Raw genomic sequence first — 16,037 nt, forward strand, 5'->3', positions numbered from 1 at the left:
CGAGCTCGAGGGCTCGCGCGACGCCGGGCGCGCGGTCGTTCAGCCGGTGGGACAGCCGGGTGTCAGGCCGGGGTGCCGTCCCCGCTCCGCACCCGACCGACGAGCGCCGCCATGGCGACCGCCGCGACCACCGCCAGCAGCAGGGCGACCCGCAGGTCGACGACGCCGGTGAGCGCGCCGATCAGCGCCGGCGCGGCCAGGAACGCCGGCCACTGCCCGAGCGCCACCACGGACACGCCCTCGCCCGTGCTGACGCCCGGCTGGTCGCCGGCCAGGCCGAAGATGATCGGCATGGCGCAGGCGACCCCGATGCCCAGCAGCGCGAACCCCACGATCGCGGCCGCCGGATGGGCCACGGACAGGGCGGTCACCGTGCCGAGCGCGGCCACGACCGACGAGCTCCTGATGACCCGGCGACGCCCGACGCGGGCGGTCACCCGGTCCCCGACGAGGCGGGTGATGGCCAGTCCTGCGGACAGGCTGGTGTACGCCACCGCCCCCATGGCCGCGCCCGCGCCGATCGCGTCGGCCGTGTAGATGGCGCTCCAGTAGGCGCCCGCGCCCTCGGTGAAGGACACCAGGAACGCGAGCACGGCGAGCAGCCGCAGCTGGGGGGTGAACCGGTCGCGCAGGCGGCGCCGCGGGCCCTTTGCCTCGGACTCGGACGGCGCGTCGTTGGGGTGCCAGCGGTAGGTCGCCACCAGCAGGACGGCCAGCACCACGCTGGACGCGGCGATCTGCGCGCCGGGCGGGACGCCCGCCGAGACGGCCACGATGCCGAGCCCGCCGCCGGCCAGCATCCCGACGCTGAAGGCGCCGTGGAAGGCCGACATGACCGGCCGGCCGTACCGGCGTTCCACCTCGGCGGCCTGGGCGTTGGACGGCACGGACAGCAGCGTGGCGGCGAACCCGTACACCAGGATGCCGAGCAGCAGCGCGATGATGGTCGGCGCCGACGCCGCCAGCGGGGCGCTGGCGAGCACGCAGACGGCGCCGGCCAGCGACAGGCGCGAGGTGCGCACCCGCCCGATCAGCAGGGTGATCGCGGAGAGCGCCACCACCTCGCCCGCCGTCGCGGCGAAGTAGGAGAGACCCCAGCCGGTGTCCGAGAGGCCGACCCCGTGACTGACGTCGGGTGCGCGGGAGGTCCAGCCGCCCAGCGTCATCCCCTCGATGACGAACAGCAGGAGCACCGCGAGCCGCGCGCGCCGGTCGCTGGCGCTGGGCGTGTTCCGGTCCGGAACGAGGACCTCGGAGGGTGCGGTGTCGGCGGCCACGTCGTCACTCCTCAACGGTTCGGGTACGGCGGGTTCGGATGCGGCGGGGTCGCTCGCGCCACCAGCGCGAGCACGTCCGCCACGGTGCGCAGGTCCGCGTCCATGACCTCCTCGTCGCCGAGTTCGATGCCGAGCGACTCCTCGATGCCGACGATGGCGCGCACCAGGTCGAGCGAGCTGAGTTCGAGCCCGCCGTCGGTGAGCGGTGTCTCGGGCGTCGGCACCACGTCGTCGGGGGGACAGGCCTCGGCGAGCAACAGGGCGATGACTGCCTCGGACGGCGTGCGGTCACGTGTCCCGACCGCGCCGTCAGGGCGTTGCGGAATGGATGCCATGGCGGACACGGTCCTCCCCTTCCGTACGTCGCCGGTACGTCGCCGATACGTCAGGACCGTCGAGGTGCCGGACGACCTGGTCGGCGGTGTGCCGGGCCAGCGCGAGGGTGGTCAGCGAGGGGTTCGCCGCGCCCGGGCGCGGGAAGGCCGCGGGCCCGACGACGAAGACCCCCGGCGCGCCGCGGACCTGGCCGGTCGGGTCGAGGATCCGGCCGTAGGGCAGGGTGCCGCTCTCGTGGTCGGTGCCGCCGAGGGTGTTGACGTAGCTCTCGGCCGTGCCGGGGGTGCCGACGGCGCGGTCGAGGTAGCCGGTGACCTCCCGGTTGGCCGTCAGGTAGTCCCCGAAGTCGAGCCGCGTCGCCGGCAGGTCCAGCGCGCCGGCCAGCCGCTCCCACAGCAGCTGGAGCCGCGCCTGCTGACCGGCCACCAGATCGGCGTCGCGGGCGGTGAGGCCGGTGCGGACGGTGGCGGGCCACGGCGCGCGGGCGCGGTCCCGGTACTCGACGGCGTTCAGCTCGGAGGGCTCCTGTTCCCCCATCTCCCACGCGTCGACCACCACGCCGTCGACGCCCGGCACGTCGATGAGCTTGACGAAGAGGTTGCTGCGGCTGTCGGCGTCGCCGCGGAGCAGGAGGCACGCGCCGTCGCCACCGCCGGTGCCCCACGGGTTCCGCGGCAGGTGCACCACGAAGCCCTGCAGGATGTGGTCGCTGAGGCCGGGGAACTCGTGGTGCCGCGGGTCGCGTTCGCCGAGCGCCTGCGCGACGAGGCGGGTGTTCTCCAGCGCGCCCGCCGCGAGCACCAGCGCGTCGGCCCGGGTCCACCGGGGCGCTCCCGCGCCGGGATCCTGGAGCAGGGCCCGCACGCCGCCGGCATCCGCCGCGATGCCGATCGCGCGGACGCCCGTGCGGATCCTGACGGCCGGGCAGTCGCCCGCGGTGGCCGCCGGGCCCCAGCCGGCGTAGAGCGGGCTGAAGGCGCGCCAGCGCGGTCCCGCGTCGGTCTCGAAGCGTTGGGCGGCCAGCGGGGTGCGCTCGACCTCGGCGTGGCCGGCGGTCCGGAACCAGTCGAGGAACGACTCCTCGGTGTCGGACCGCGGCGCCTGCAGGGGCTGGCCACACCACGTCGTCAGCTCGCGCTCCACCTCCTGGTACAGCCGCTGGTCGGCGCCGAGGACGTCCGGCCACGCGGCGGAGTCCGCCAGCGCCCACGGATCCATCCGCAGCACCACGCCGTGCCAGTAGAGGGACCGGCCGCCCAACTGGCGGCGCAGCCCGGTGGCGCCGTCGTAGTGCGGCGGGAGGGTGCTGCTCCAGGGCCGCCACAGCACGGGGTCCTCGCCGGGCACCCGCCAGCGGTTCTCGATCTCCTCCTCCGACATGACCGCGTTGATGTGGTCGTCCAGACTCCGTTCGCCGGCCTCGGCGACGACGATCTCGCCCACTCCGTGGGCCGCCAGCCGTTGTGCCGTGGCCAGTCCGCTCATGCCGCCGCCGAGGACGATGACGCGAGGTCCCGTCGTCGGGTCGTGCGTCTGCTCTCCCACTCGTCGTCTCCGTCCTCTCAAGCACGTGGTCGGCCCGCCGCGCCGCGGACGCGGACGCGGAGACCGGGCGATCCAGGCGAGCGTCGCGCCGGCCGATACGCGGCGGGTACGCCGGGCCCGCCAGCGCCCGCGCCGGCCGCGTACCGGCCCCGTATCGGGTGCCCCGACCATCACCGGGTGACCACTCGTCAGGCTCCACAGACGCTCGTGTCCTACCGCTCCGCCGTGGCCGAGGCCGCCGCCGAGGCCGCCGACGCCGGGCTCGACGCCCGCGGCCTGTGGCGCTCGCTCGGCTCCCGGGGACTGGTCGCGGCGCTCTCGTCGGACCGTCCCCCAGCCTTCGGCCGGGGGGACCCCCATTCCTGGGTTCCTGAGCCCGGCCGGCTCGCCGCCCTGCTGGAGGAGTTGGACGCGCGGCTGCCCGTCGGCCTGGTGCTCTCGGTCTGCGTCCAGGCCGCCTCGGTGGTGCCGCTGCTGGCCGAGACCCTGGGTCGGGACGCCGGGAACACAGCCGGGGACGGCCTGCTGGACGCGGCGCTCCGCGGTGACGCGGTGGTGGCGTTCGCGGTGACCGACGCGGCGTCGGCCGGCTCCGACGTGATGGGCGCGCGGACCGCGGTGGCGGGCGATCCGCCGGCCGTCACGGGCACCAAACAGTGGATCACCAACGCGGCGCACTGCGACCACTTCCTGGTGCTGGCCCGCCGGCGCGCCGCCCGGCACTTCACGAGCTTCGGCTGGGTCGTCGTGCCGGCGCGGGCGGACGGGGTCACCGTGCGCCCGGTCGGCGGGCAGGTGTTCCCGGGAGCCGGGCTGGCGGACGTGGACTTCGCGTCCGCCCGGGCCCGGGAGCCCGGGCTCGTCGGCCCGTCGGGACGCGGCCTGGCCCTGTTCGCCCGGCACGTCGCGACCGAACGGCTGGCCGGCGCGCTGTGGTCGCGGGCCGTCTGCCGCCGGGTGCTCGCCGGGACCCGGGAGTGGCTGACCGGCCGGCCGTCCGGCGACGGCACCCTGTGGGACGACGCGGCGATCCGGCAGCGGTTCGCGGCCTGCCTGGTGGAGTTCGCCCGGCTGGACGCCCTCTGCGGCTGGGCGACGTCCGAAGGACCGCCGACTCCCGCGCGGGCCATGGCGCTGAAGGCCGCGGTCGGCGAGGGCACCCTGCGCGTCCTCCGGGAGTGCGCGGACCTGCGCGGCGCCGACGCGTTCCGGGACGGCGGGCTGGCGCTGCTGAGCGCCCAGGCGGCCATGTTCGCGGTCGCCGGCGGGGCCACCGGGGCGCTGCTGACCGGTCTCGCCGACCACGCCGACGATCTGCTGCGACCGTGATCGCCCGGTCACTCACGGCCCGTTAGGGTGGGCGGACGCCCGAAATGGCGGCAGGGCACGCGAGATGGCGAGGTGGGGACGTGCCGGCGACTGATCCGGCGGATCCGACGACCGCGGCGCTGAACACACCGGCGAGCGATCCGCCCACGGAGCGGGCGAGCACACCGGCGCGCGCAGCGACGGCACATCCGGCGAGTGATCCGACGGCCGCCCCGGCGAGCGCACCGGCGGTCGGAAAGGCGCGTCCAGGGGTGAGTACGTCGGCGGCGGATCGGGCCAGTGGTCCGACCGCCGGCAAGGCGCCCGATCCGGTCACTGAACGGGTGGCGGGACCGGCGACCGTATCCGGGGCCCCACCAGGGGGCGGGGCGGCCGAGAACCTGACCTGGGCGCAGGTGCTGAACTGGCGGCTCGTGCGGCAGCATCTGGTGCCCCGGCTGCCGACGGGCACGGCCGTCGACGTCGCGTCCGCGCTCTGCGGACTGCACGCCCAGGTGATGTCCTCCGCCGAGCTCTCCGTCGCCGCGCGGCTGGACGAACCGCGGGACGGCGACCTGGCGGAGGCCCTCTGGACCCGGCGGGAGCTGGTCAAGCTGTGGGCGGTGCGCGGCACCCTGCACCTGCTTCCGGCGGCCGAACTCGACGAGTGGCTCGCGCTTTTCGGCACCTTCGGCACCTACGGGATGACCGACCAGGACACCCGCCGGCTGGTCGACCTGGCCGGCCGCGCGCTGCACGGAAAGCACCTCGGCAGGACCGAGCTGGCCCGGGCCGTGGAGGGACTGCCCGGCGGGGCCGGGTACGGGCGGCTGCTGACGGAGAGCTGGGGCACCGCGCTCAAGCCCGTGTCGTTCAGCGGCCGGCTCTGCTTCGCGCCGGGGGAGGGCACGACCGTGCGCTTCACCCACCCCGGCACCTGGGTGGGCGCGGACCCGTCGTCCGTGTCCCTGGCCGACGCCCGCCTCGCGGTGGCCCGCCGCGCGCTGGCCATGCACGGCGCCGCCAGCCTGGAGGACCTCACCCGCTGGCTGGGCGCCGGCGCGCGCCAGACCAAGGGCCTGCTCGACGCGCTGGGCCCGGAGGTCGCCACGGTGACGATCGACGGGCAGCCCGGCTACGCGCTCGCGGCCCAGCTGCCGGGACTGCGGGACGCGTCGGAGCCCCGCACGGTGCGGCTGCTGCCGGCGTTCGACCAGTGGACGATCACCCTGCCCAGGACCGGCGGCGCGGGGCTGCCGCTCGCGCACCGCCCGCGCGTCTACCGGCCGCAGGGCTGGCTCACGCCGGTGATCCTGGTGGGCCACCGGATCCGCGGGGTCTGGGCCTCGACCCGGCAGGGGAACCGGCTGCGGCTGACGCTGGAGGGCCTCGGGCGCGGGCTGCCGCGCTGGGCGGTGCGGGCCGCGGAGCGGGAAGCCGAGCGGCTGGCCGACCTCTCCGGGCGCAGCCTGGCGCTGACCTGGGACGGGTGACCGACCCGCCGCCGCTCCCGGACGTATGCGGTCGTGTATCGCGACCGTATCGGGGCCGCCAACTCCCGTGACATGCCGTGCCGCCGAACGGGGTGCCGCGTGTATCGCGACCGTATCGGGGCCGCCAACCCTGGGAGCATGACGTACTCAATGACCCAACCGGCCGAACTGGCCGTGGCCGGTGGGACACCCATCAGGCCATCCACCCGTCGTTGGCCCACCTGGCCGATCCCCGCGCCGGAGGCCGAGTCCCTGCTCCGCGAGGTCCTGCACAGCGGCCGGTGGGCGATCACCAGCCCCGAGGGCAGCGAGCTGTTCGAGCGCAGGTTCGCCCGCGAGTTCGCGCGCTATCTCGGGGTGCGGCACTGCGTTCCCGTGGACCACGGCTCCAGCGCGCTCGTCGTGGCCATGGAGGTGCTCGACCTCCAGTACGGGGACGTCGTCCTCGTCCCGGCGCTCACCTGGACCGCCTGCGCGACCGCCGCGCTCCGCGCGGGACTGGTCCCGCTGCTGGTCGACGTGGACCCCGACTCCGGCTGCGTGACCCCGGAGTTCCTCGACCAGGACGTCGAGGCGCGGGCGCTGGTCGCGGTGCACTGGGCCTGCACGATGGCGGACGTGCCGGCGCTGACCGCCGCGGCGGAGCCGCGGGGCATGGTCGTCATCGAGGACGCCGCCCAGGCGCACGGCGGCGAGTGGCGCGGCCGGCAGGCCGGTTCCATGGGCCGGCTCGGCTGCTTCAGCTTCCAGAACGGCAAGCCGCTCACCGCCGGTGAGGGCGGCGCCGTCGTCACCGACGACCCCACGCTGGCGCCGCGCCTGGAGGAGCTGCGGGCCGACTCCCGCCGCTACCGCGGCACGTCCGCCCCGCCCGGCGACCTGGACCTGGAGGAGTCGGCCACCATCCAGGGCGCGAACCACTGTATGAGCGAGTTCAACGCCGCGGTGCTCTGCGCCCAGTTGGCCGTGCTCGACCGGGAGGGCGAGGTGCGGTCCCGCAACTGGCGGAGGCTGCGGGAACTGCTGGCCGGCGTGCCCGGGGTGCGGCTGCTGGAACCGCGTCCCGAGCAGACGCGGATGTCGATGTACGAGGCCACCATCGTGTTCGACGAGCTGCCCGGGGCCATGACCATCGAGGAGGTCGCCGGCGCGCTGTCCGCCGAGCTCGGCCGGCGGTTCTACGCCACCGACACCCCGCTGCACCGCAGCCCGCTGCTGGCGCCGTGGACCAAGCCGACGCTGGCGCCGCTCGCCAAGCGGTTCGTCGACCTGCACGCGGGGCGTTCCTACCCCAACGCCGACTACTGGGCGAACCACTGCGTGCAGACGCACCACAGCGCCTTCCTCGGCGACGAGCGGGACATGCGGGACATCGCGGACGCGATCGCCAAGATCGTCACCGCCCGAGGACCGGTGGTCGAGGGCCAGGCGAGCGCGCATGGCCTCGGGTGACGGCATCCGGCTCAGCGTCGTGGTGATGCACCATCCGAAACGCCGGGACGCCCTGCCGGCGCTGCTCGCGGCCTGCGAGCCGCTGCCGGTGCGGGTGGTGACGGATCCGGATCCGGACGGGCCGCCGAGCCCGTTGCGCACCGCCAAACGGGCCTGGGCCGCGGTGGCCGAGGGCGCGACCCACCACGTCGTGCTCCAGGACGACGCGGTGCCGGTGCGCGGCTTCGCCGACCAGCTGACCCGGGCGATCGCGGCCCGGCCGCACGACGGCGTCACGCTCTCGGTGCAGCAGACCAGCCCGCGGAACTCCTACGCGGTGCGCCGGGCGGCGCTGGCCGGCCAGGCGTGGGCGCCGATGTCCGTGGTCGAGTGGACGTCCACGCTCGGGCTCGCGCTGCCGGCGGCGGACGCCCTGGCGCTCGCCGCGTACTTCGCCGAGCTTCCTGACGAACTGCTGGAGGACGACGACTTCGTGACGCCGTTCTGCGTCGGCCGCGGCCGGCGGGTCTTCGCGACGGTGCCGAACCTGGTGGAGCACGCCGGACTGCCCAGCCTGTCCGGCTACGAGGCCGAGGGCCACCGGCCCGTCACGGTCTACGACCCGCGGTGGTCCATCCCCGCGGGCCACTGGGCGGATCCGGCGCGCCGGCCGGCGCCCGGGCTGGCGGAGGCCGGACGGGGCGGCGCCGCCGTCGAACTGCGCGAGTCGCGGTGCGGCCTGCGGTTCCTGCTGCCCGGCACCGAGGAGCCGCTGGAGCATCCCTACGTCTGGGACTGGCACGACTGGGCGGCGCTGCTCGACCTCGACGCGGACCGGGTGGTGGCCGAATGGGAGCGGGCCGGCGGCGCGGCGGCGCGGCGCGGCGAACCGGTCGGCCGGGTGTTCGCGCTGGCGCCCTGTCTCTCCCTCGAGGTGTGGGCCGCGGCGTTCCTGCTCGGCGCGCTGCTGCCCGCGCCCACGGCCGCCGGGCCGCCGGGCGACACCGGGTTCGGGGAGTTGGTCCGGCGCCGCGCGCTGGAGTCCTGGATCGAGATGGGCCTGTCGGCGGCGGACCGGAAGGCGCTGACGCCCGAGGAGGTCACCGCGCTGGTCGACCTCGCCCTCGCGGGCGCGACCGCCGGCCGCGGGACGCGCGACGGGAACCGGAACGCGGTGCCGAACGAGGTGCCGAACGGGGAACGCAGCCCGGAGACCGGACGGGAGGCCGCTCATGCGGGATGACCCGCGCGAGGAGAGCACGCGAACCCCGCTCTCGGTGATCAGCTCCATGGCGCGCCGGGAGGCCGCCGCGCTGCTCCGGCACCCGCGCCTGGAGACCTGGGTCACCCATCCCGCCGTCACCGTGTCGCTCCGCACCGTGCCGTGCCCGTGGCCCGGGTGCCGGGCGCCGCGGACCCAGGCGGGGCTGCTGCCGATCGCCAGCGCGGAGCCGCTGGGGCGCGGCGAGCGGCCCCGCGCCGGTTCGGTGACGCTCACGGCGCTGTCCTGCGAGTGGCTCGCCGCCCGTTCGCTGTGGCCGCTGGCCCAGGGCGCGGCCACCGGCCGGGCGCCGGGCGCCGTGCTGACGCGCGCCGCGGCGCTGGTGCGGCTCCTCGGCCACGGCCCGCCCGACGGGTGGGTCGCGGCGCTTCCGGAACTCGACGCCAGGGAGCGCTGGTTGGACGAGGCGCTGGGGCTCGCGGACGGCGGCCCCGCGCCCGAAGGGAGGGCGGTCACGGCGGTGGGGGCGGAGCCGGTGCTCCCGGCGTCGTCGCGCGGCGTGGGACTCGCCCAGGGCCGGGCCCGGCACGCCGTCAGGGCGCCCGGCGGCGAGGGCCACCCGACCGCGTACGCCTCCCACCTGATCAGCCCGCATCTGGCCGGCGGCCGGACGGACTCGTTGAACGACGCCTATCTGAGGTGTCGGATGTCCGCCGTCGCGGCCGCCTTCGAACGGACCGGCGAGGGCCGGAACAGCGAGGGCCGGAACGGCGGGTGAACAGCACGCCGTCCGGCCCTCGTCTCCTATCCGGACGGCGTCGCCGCCGCCTGCGTCAGCCAGGCCGTCGCCTCCTCGGCGACCTCCAGCACCCGGATCGCCTCCAGCAGGCTCGCCCCGCTGGACCGGCCGGTCCTGACCAGCTCTGCGAAGGACTCCGCCTGCCGGACCAGCGCCTCCTCGAACGCCCTGGGCTGGGTGCGGCCGATGAGCTCGTGCCGCTCGTGCCCGCGGGCGCCGAAGACCTCGACCCACACGGTGTCGCCGGCGGGGAAGTAGCGGCCGAGGTCGACCGTGCCCAGCGTCCCGCCGGACAGCCGCAGCGACGCGAAGGCCGCGTCCACGTCGTCGCGGACCTCCGGATCCTCGACGTGGCCGGCGGCCAGGGCGTGCACCCCGACGACGTCCTCCCCGGTCAGCCAGCGAATCTGGTCCACCTCGTGGACGCCCATGTCCACGAAGACGCCGCCGCTGGTGGCCCGGAACGCGGCGGCCGGCGGTTCGCCGTCCCACTGGGACGCCGCCACCAGGTACAGGGACCCCAGTTTGCCGGCGCGGATCCGGTCCCGCAGCGCGACGAGCGCGGGCAGGTGCCGGCGCCAGTAGGCGACCTGCACCGGGACCCGGTGCCGGGCCGCGATCGTGGCGGTCTCGCGGAGCTCGGCGGCGGAACCGCCGCCGGGCTTCTCGCACAGCACGGGCACGCCGGCCTCGACCGCCTGCCGGGTGAGCCGCGCGTGGTCCCGGGTGGGCGCGGCCACCAGGACGCCGTCGGGCGCCTCGCGGTCGAGCAGCTGGCGGAGGTCGGCGTGCACGCGCAGGCCGGCGTCGCTCAGCACCGCGCGGGTCGCCGCCACCGGTTCGACGACGTCCGTCACCGTCACCCGCGTGCTGAGGCCCAGGGCCGCCAGATGGGTGCGCCCCATCCGGCCCGCGCCCACGAGGGCCAGCCGGAACCGGTCGTCGCGGCCCCGCGCGACGCGCCCGTTCGTCCGGTTCGTTGGTTCAGACATCGAGCCACCTCCTGACCGCGGCGACCACGGCGGGGCCGCCGGCGACGAGAACCTGGTGTCCTTCGGGCAGCCGCCAGCGTTGGCAGCCGCCGCCCGCGGCCTCGACCAGCGCCACGCCGGCCGCGACGTCCCACGGCTTCGGATCGAAGGTGACGAAGCCGTCGAGCTCGCCGGTGGCGACGCCCGCGAGATCGCACACGGTGGAGCCGAGGTTGCGCAGGTCCTGGACCCGGCCGACGAGTTCGGTGAGGCGGCGGTACGCCGTCGCGCGGGCCGGGGCGGAGCTGGGCACCGCGAAGGAGATGAGCGCGGACCCCGGATCGCGGTCGGTGACCCGCACGGGCCGGTCGAGGCTGCTGGTCGCGACGCCGTCGGCCACGGCGACCCAGTGCCCGGTCAGCGGCAGCACGACGGCGGCGGCCAGCGCCGCGCCGTCCCGTTCGGACTCCACCGCCACGCTGACCGCGCACCGGTCGATGCCGTGCGTGACGTTGACCGTGCCGTCGAGCGGATCCACGATCCAGCGCAGTCCCGACGTGCCGGCCTGGTGGCCGGACTCCTCGGTGAGCGAGGCGTCGTGCGGACGGGCGGCGCGCAGCGCGTCCCTGATGGCCCGGTCGCTGGCCAGATCGGCGGCCGTCACGGGGTCGCGGTCGTGCCGGTCCCGGCCGCCGGCGGCCCGGCGTTCGCGGGCCACGTCCAGCCGGGCGAGCACCTGGTCGGCGCCGGCCCGGGCGGCGGCCAGCGCCAGCTCCCCGAGGCCGGGGCTGGCCGACTCCGCGGGCCCGGCGGGCCGGTGCCGCTGGTCGTCCGCTCCCGGCCGCGGGCGGCGCCGCAGCTCCGTCGCGAGCCGGCGGCGGTCGGTCTTGCCGTTCTCGTTCACCGGCAACGTCCGCCGGTGGTGGATGCCGGCGGGCACCATGTACGGCGGCAGGGCGGCCCGGACGGCGGCCCGCAGTTCGCCGTCGAGGCCAGGACGCCCGAGGTAGCAGGCGTGCAGCTCGCTCCGGCCGCCGCCGTCGACCAGCACGACCACGGCCTCCTGCACGCCGGGCTGCCGCCGCAGCAGGCCCTCGATCTCGCCCGGTTCGACGCGGTGTCCGCGGACCTTCACCTGGTCGTCGACCCGTCCCAGGTGCAGGAGTTCCCCCTGCCACCAGCGGACCTGGTCGCCGGTGCGGTACCAGTCGCCGTCCGCCGGGCGGCCCACCACCTCGGCGAGCCCGGCCGGCCCGCCGCGCAGGAACCGGTGCGCGTCGTCCCGCGGATCCAGATAGCCCTGGAAGCGCTGCGAGCCGCGGACGCACAGCTCGCCCTCCGCGTCGCCGCCGTTCGCACCGCCGTCGTCGTCCGCCCGGACGACGGCCTCCAGATGCGGCAGCGGCCGGCCGATGGGCACCGTCCCGTTCGGGGTGCGCGGCCATGCGGCCCGGTCGGCCGGGAGGCGGTAGCCGGTGCAGGTGACGGTCAGCTCGGTCGGCCCGTAGAGGTTGTCGATGACGCTGCCGGGCGCCGCGTCGGCCCAGGCCGCGGCCTGGTCGAGCGTCAGCTGCTCGCCCATGAAGAGGCTGACCCGCAGGTTCGGCATCGCGCCCGGCGTCAGCGTCCGCATCCGACGGGCCAGCGAGATCACCGAGGGGACGGAGCTCCAGTGGGTGATCCGGCGCTCGTTGACGAACGAGACGGGCGTCATCTCCTCCTCGCGGAGCGGCACGACCAGGGTCGCGCCCGAGCCCCAGGCGAGGAACATGTCGAGGACCGAGGGGTCGAAGGTCAGCGCGTAGTGCTGGGACATCCGGCACCCCGGTGTGAGCGTTGTGTACCGCTCCAGGCCGGCCGCCAGGTACTCCGAGAGGTTCCGGTGCCGGATCGGCACCCCCTTGGGCTGTCCGGTCGATCCCGAGGTGAAGAGGACATAGGCGACGTCCTGGGCGGTGCCGCGGTAGGCGGCGGCGCGGCCCGGCGGGATCGCGGACCCGGCCGCGCCCGGGTCGCCGGCGTCGGGGGCCACGTACACCCCGGTGCCCGGGACGGCCTGGGCGACCTCGCCCGCGACCTCGGCGGAGCCCGGGTCGGCCAGCAGCACGCCGACGTTGGCGGCCCGGCACATCCGCGCCAGCCGTTCCGCGGGGAACCGCGGGTTGAGGGGCACCAGCGGACGGCCCGTGCGCAGCGCGGCCAGGTAGCCCACGTAGGTCCGCGGGTCGCGGGCGGCGAGCAGCCCGACGGCCGCGGCGGGGTCGGCCAGCCGGGACTCCAGCACGGCGGCGAGCCGCTCGGCGCGGTCGTGCAGTTCGGCGTACGTCAGCGCGTGCGGGCCGATCTCCAGGGCGGTCTCGTCGGCGACCCGCTCCGCGGTGGACAGGAAGAGGTCCCACAGGGTGTCGGTGCGGGACCTCGCGAGTCCCGGGGTAGTGGTCACGGCTGGTCTCCTGTGCTCGGTTGGGGGGTGGTGCTCCGTGGCACGGGGATGGGGGCGGGCACGGGATCGGGCACGGCGCGTTGGGCAGCGTGTTGGGCGGCACCCACCTCGGCGAAGGCGCGCCGGACGATCCCGGGGCGTGGCCGGCCGCGCTCGGCGGATTCGGCGGCCATCCGCAGCATGCGGGGCAGCGCCGCCCACCGGGCCTCCGCGGTCTCCAGGTCCGTTCGGGCGGGCTCCCCGGCCGCCGCGCCGGCGAGCGCGTGCCGCAGCGCGAAGCAGTGGTGTCCGGCGAGCGCCCAGCAGTCGTCGAGATGGCGGGCGAGCGCCTCGGCCGAATCGGCCAGCCGGTCGCCGAGGAACGCCAGGGCGGGCAGCTCGTCCGTGAGCCACCGCCCTGGCAGCGGCTCGGCCGCCCCGGCGGGCTCCGTCGTGCGCTCCAGCCACCACCGGCCCGGCGCGTCGGGGACGGCGAGCGGAAACCCGCACGCCAGCCGGTTCCGCACCCGCTGCTGTTCGTTCCACTCGGGCGCGTCCATCGCGTCGGCGAGCTGGCGGGACGTGAGCCGGCCGGCGAACGGCAGCTGTTCGCCGGCCGGCAGCAGGCCGCTGAACTCGTCCCGCACCGGCCAACCCGCGGCCCCGCACGGCCCGTCGACGAGCAGCCAGTGCGGCGCGGTCCTGACCGCGGGGGACCAGGGCAGCCGGCGGTTGTCGACCACGACGAGGGCCCGGCCGTACCGGCGCACCTGGTCGGCCACCGCGTCGAGGGCGTCGGCGGCGGTCCGCGCGGCGCGGTGCCGCAGCCGGCTGCCGTCGGGCAGCCGCTCCAGGCGGACCCGGTGGTGTGAGAACGCGAGCCGCCCGGGCACCAGATCGGTCCGCACGGCGGTGCGCACGCTCCGGAACACCAGCTCGCCCGCGTCGAACTCGGCGTCGAGATACGCGGTCAGGTTGGCGGTGTAGCAGCTCAGCCCGCGGTAGTCGGTGAGCGTGGCCGAGGTCATGGGATCACCTCCACGTCCGTGCCCGGGTCGTCCGTCTCCGGGTCCGTGCCTGGGCCCGGGTCCCAGGCGCAGCTGACGGGGAGTGGGAAGTGCGCGCGGAGCGCCGCCCAGCGCAGCCCGCCCCAGCGGCCGGCGACCGCGCCGGGCGCGACGGGGATCCGCCAGGGCAGCCCGGCCAGCCCGTCGCCCGTCGCCTTCACGCACGCCTCCTGCACCGACCAGATCCAGGCCGCCTCCAGATCCGTCGGGGCGTCCGGCAGCCGGCAAGGACCGCGCCGGCGGGCCGACCGCGGACGTCCCGCCGCCGCGATACCGGAGCGCGGCGGCTGGACGTCCACCCCGACCCGGCGGCGACCGACGGCCGCGGCGACCCAGCCGTCGGCGTGCGACAGGCTGACGGCGAGGTCGGGGTGCCCGGCGAGGACGGGACGCCCCGAAGGCTCGGCGCGCAGCGGGGCGGCCGCCGCCTCGCCGTCCGTGGTCTCCGCCAGCAGCCGGCGCAGCAGGCCGCGCGCCGCGAGCCGTTCCGCGGCGCGCGGCGCGGGCAGCCCGTCGGCCGCGGCGAGATCGTCGGGCGGGCAACGGTCCACGGGCGCCTCGGCGATCCGGCACGCGGCCACCCGCACGGGGACGCCGGCGCGGCCGACGACCGGCACCGGGTCGGGGACGTCGATCCGACCGGACATGGCGAGCTCTCCGTTCACCCGAGCCGGACCCGCGGGTCGCGCAGCGCCAGGGCGCCGTCGGCGGTGCGCAGCCGGTCGTTCGCGAAGTTCAACGACGCCGAGCGCAGGTCGCGGAACGCCCGCTCCAGGCCGGTGGGTGAGCCCCTGAGGTAGCCGTGGCCCAGGCCGACCAGCTCCACCAGCCCGTTCACGGCCGCGAAACAGTCCTCCGAGGCCCGGGTCTTGAGCGTGTTGACGAGGAGCCGGGCCGGCGTGCCGCTGACCGCGCCGTGCCGCGCCTCCTCGTCGGCGACGACCCGCAGGGTGTGCCGGAGCAGGGCGTGCACCGTGTCGAGGCGCTCCCGGACCAGGGCCAGGTTGGTCAGCACCAGCGGTGACGCGATGTCGAGCCGGCGCGGCCCCTTCTGCCCGCGCACGTGGGCCAGGACCCGTTCCAGCGCGCCGGCCGCGGTGCCGAGCCAGGCGGCGGACCAGCCGATGTGCGCGACCGGGCCGAACAGCCCGGCGGCGATGCCGGGGAAGCCGCCGGGCCCGCCGACCAGATGCCAGGCCGGGACGGCGCCGCGCAGCCGCAGCGGCACGCTCTCCGAGGCGCGCATGCCCAGCGGATCCCAGCCGCCGGTGACCTGCACGTCGAGCGCGTCCCGCGCCGCGTACACGAGATCGACCTGGGTGGGCGAGGTGGCGCCGGCGGACCGCATGGTGACCAGGAACCCGTCCGCGTGCCGGCCGCCGGTGACGACGGGCGCCACGCGGTCGACGAGCAGCGTGCCCTCGTCCTCGCGCAGCGGCGACTCGGAGGCCAGCAGCGCGCCGCCGGTGCCGGGTTCGGTCGTGACGGAGCCGAGGTAGACCTCGCCGCGGGCCAGCGCCGGCAGCAGCGTCGCGGTGAGCCGCGGGTCCCCGTGCCGGACCACCGCGGCGACCTGCTGGCAGTGCATGGCGAAGACCAGACCGACCGTCATGTCGGCCCGGGACAGCGCGATGGTGGCGTCCGCCAGGTCCGCGAGGTCGCCGCCGAACCCGCCGTGCTCCGCGGGCACCAGCAGGCCGAGCAGGCGGGTGTCGCGCAGCTCCGCGAGGGCCTCGACGGGGAAGGCGGCGTCCCGGTCGGTCCGGTCGGCGTGTTCGGCCGCGACCGCCGCGACCGACGCGGCGGCCTCCCGCCAGGCCGGCTCAGCCTCGCCGCGGGTCGGCTCCCTGGTGAGCGTCCCGGTGCTCACGACGCCGCCCGCGACGCGTCGTGGATCTCCTGGCCGGGGATCTTCTGGCCGGGGATCTCGTGGCCGCGGATCTCCTGGACCGCCGCCCACAGGACGCCGCTGGTCTCGAAGGTCCGGTCCACCATCCGTTCCTCGGGGAAGACGATGTCGTAGGCGTCCTCGATGGCGAACAGCAGCTCGATCTCGCGCATGGAGTCGAGCCCGAGGTCGCGGAGCCGTGCGGTGTCAGTGATCTCCTGGTCTCCCGCGTACTTCAGGTACGGCCGCAGGATGTCGACGAACTGTGCGTCCATGGT

General features: G+C 76.3%; 14 protein-coding genes. 5 read left to right on the forward strand and 9 right to left on the reverse strand.

The annotated features are described in order from the left end of the window. Window positions 1–62: 62 nt before the first annotated feature. From ABGB06_RS35030 to ABGB06_RS35040, 3 genes are read right to left on the reverse strand one after another with little or no spacing between them, the layout of a single operon-like run. Window positions 63–1,277, reverse strand: coding sequence for an MFS transporter (locus ABGB06_RS35030; protein WP_347598107.1), 1,215 nt, complete (start codon window positions 1,275–1,277; stop codon window positions 63–65). Window positions 1,278–1,288: 11 nt separating this feature from the next. Next, window positions 1,289–1,612, reverse strand: coding sequence for an acyl carrier protein (locus tag ABGB06_RS35035; protein WP_347598110.1), 324 nt, complete (start codon window positions 1,610–1,612; stop codon window positions 1,289–1,291). Beyond that, on the reverse strand, window positions 1,587–3,158 hold the full coding sequence (locus ABGB06_RS35040; protein ID WP_347598113.1) for a GMC oxidoreductase: 1,572 nt from the start codon (window positions 3,156–3,158) through the stop codon (window positions 1,587–1,589). Before ABGB06_RS35040 ends, ABGB06_RS35035 begins: the two co-directional genes overlap by 26 nt. Before the next feature lie 177 nt (window positions 3,159–3,335). Between ABGB06_RS35040 and ABGB06_RS35045 the strand changes: the two genes are divergently transcribed. From ABGB06_RS35045 to ABGB06_RS35065, 5 genes are all read left to right on the forward strand, one after another. Then, a complete protein-coding gene (locus tag ABGB06_RS35045) occupies window positions 3,336–4,487 on the forward strand; it encodes an acyl-CoA dehydrogenase family protein (protein WP_347598116.1) in 1,152 nt (383 codons plus the stop codon). Window positions 4,488–4,738: 251 nt separating this feature from the next. Next, window positions 4,739–5,959 (forward strand): crosslink repair DNA glycosylase YcaQ family protein, encoded by a 1,221-nt coding sequence (locus ABGB06_RS35050; RefSeq protein ID WP_347598119.1) that lies wholly within the window; start codon window positions 4,739–4,741, stop codon window positions 5,957–5,959. A gap of 138 nt (window positions 5,960–6,097) precedes the next feature. After that, the gene (locus ABGB06_RS35055; protein WP_347598122.1) at window positions 6,098–7,411 is read left to right on the forward strand and encodes a DegT/DnrJ/EryC1/StrS family aminotransferase; all 1,314 of its coding nucleotides are present in this window, start codon (window positions 6,098–6,100) and stop codon (window positions 7,409–7,411) included. Then, on the forward strand, window positions 7,398–8,633 hold the full coding sequence (locus tag ABGB06_RS35060) for a hypothetical protein (protein WP_347598125.1): 1,236 nt from the start codon (window positions 7,398–7,400) through the stop codon (window positions 8,631–8,633). Before ABGB06_RS35055 ends, ABGB06_RS35060 begins: the two co-directional genes overlap by 14 nt. Further along, entirely contained in the window at window positions 8,623–9,390 is a 768-nt protein-coding gene (locus tag ABGB06_RS35065; RefSeq protein WP_347598128.1) for a hypothetical protein, read from the forward strand. Before ABGB06_RS35060 ends, ABGB06_RS35065 begins: the two co-directional genes overlap by 11 nt. Before the next feature lie 26 nt (window positions 9,391–9,416). On the opposite strand, the gene ABGB06_RS35070 is transcribed toward ABGB06_RS35065, so the two are convergent. From ABGB06_RS35070 to ABGB06_RS35095, 6 genes are read right to left on the reverse strand one after another with little or no spacing between them, the layout of a single operon-like run. Then, window positions 9,417–10,403: a Gfo/Idh/MocA family oxidoreductase gene (locus ABGB06_RS35070; RefSeq protein ID WP_347598131.1), complete on the reverse strand. Its 987-nt coding sequence runs from the start codon at window positions 10,401–10,403 to the stop codon at window positions 9,417–9,419. Then, window positions 10,396–12,825, reverse strand: a complete 2,430-nt coding sequence (locus tag ABGB06_RS35075; protein ID WP_347598134.1) for an amino acid adenylation domain-containing protein — start codon at window positions 12,823–12,825, stop codon at window positions 10,396–10,398. The genes ABGB06_RS35070 and ABGB06_RS35075 overlap by 8 nt, the downstream gene beginning before the upstream one ends. Next, window positions 12,822–13,832 carry a hypothetical protein gene (locus ABGB06_RS35080; protein ID WP_347598137.1) on the reverse strand — a complete coding sequence of 337 codons (1,011 nt, stop codon included), beginning with the start codon at window positions 13,830–13,832 and terminating at the stop codon, window positions 12,822–12,824. Before ABGB06_RS35080 ends, ABGB06_RS35075 begins: the two co-directional genes overlap by 4 nt. Next, window positions 13,829–14,518 carry a hypothetical protein gene (locus ABGB06_RS35085; RefSeq protein ID WP_347598140.1) on the reverse strand — a complete coding sequence of 230 codons (690 nt, stop codon included), beginning with the start codon at window positions 14,516–14,518 and terminating at the stop codon, window positions 13,829–13,831. Before ABGB06_RS35085 ends, ABGB06_RS35080 begins: the two co-directional genes overlap by 4 nt. A gap of 14 nt (window positions 14,519–14,532) precedes the next feature. Further along, window positions 14,533–15,741, reverse strand: a complete 1,209-nt coding sequence (locus tag ABGB06_RS35090; protein ID WP_347598144.1) for an acyl-CoA dehydrogenase family protein — start codon at window positions 15,739–15,741, stop codon at window positions 14,533–14,535. Then, a complete protein-coding gene (locus tag ABGB06_RS35095; protein WP_347598147.1) occupies window positions 15,738–16,034 on the reverse strand; it encodes a phosphopantetheine-binding protein in 297 nt (98 codons plus the stop codon). The genes ABGB06_RS35090 and ABGB06_RS35095 overlap by 4 nt, the downstream gene beginning before the upstream one ends. Window positions 16,035–16,037: the final 3 nt, after the last annotated feature.

Origin of the sequence: Streptomyces sp. B6B3, assembly GCF_039871525.1 — a bacterium.
Lineage (GTDB): Bacteria > Actinomycetota > Actinomycetes > Streptomycetales > Streptomycetaceae > Streptomyces.

Coding starts and splice junctions, on each gene's coding strand:
- ABGB06_RS35085 (WP_347598140.1), bottom strand. CDS start 14,518: ATGTCCGGTCGGATCGACGTCCCCGACCCGGTGCCGGTCGTCGGCCGC.
- ABGB06_RS35070 (WP_347598131.1), bottom strand. CDS start 10,403: ATGTCTGAACCAACGAACCGGACGAACGGGCGCGTCGCGCGGGGCCGC.
- ABGB06_RS35035 (WP_347598110.1), bottom strand. CDS start 1,612: ATGGCATCCATTCCGCAACGCCCTGACGGCGCGGTCGGGACACGTGAC.
- ABGB06_RS35055 (WP_347598122.1), top strand. CDS start 6,098: ATGACGTACTCAATGACCCAACCGGCCGAACTGGCCGTGGCCGGTGGG.
- ABGB06_RS35080 (WP_347598137.1), bottom strand. CDS start 13,832: ATGACCTCGGCCACGCTCACCGACTACCGCGGGCTGAGCTGCTACACC.
- ABGB06_RS35065 (WP_347598128.1), top strand. CDS start 8,623: ATGCGGGATGACCCGCGCGAGGAGAGCACGCGAACCCCGCTCTCGGTG.
- ABGB06_RS35060 (WP_347598125.1), top strand. CDS start 7,398: ATGGCCTCGGGTGACGGCATCCGGCTCAGCGTCGTGGTGATGCACCAT.
- ABGB06_RS35095 (WP_347598147.1), bottom strand. CDS start 16,034: ATGGACGCACAGTTCGTCGACATCCTGCGGCCGTACCTGAAGTACGCG.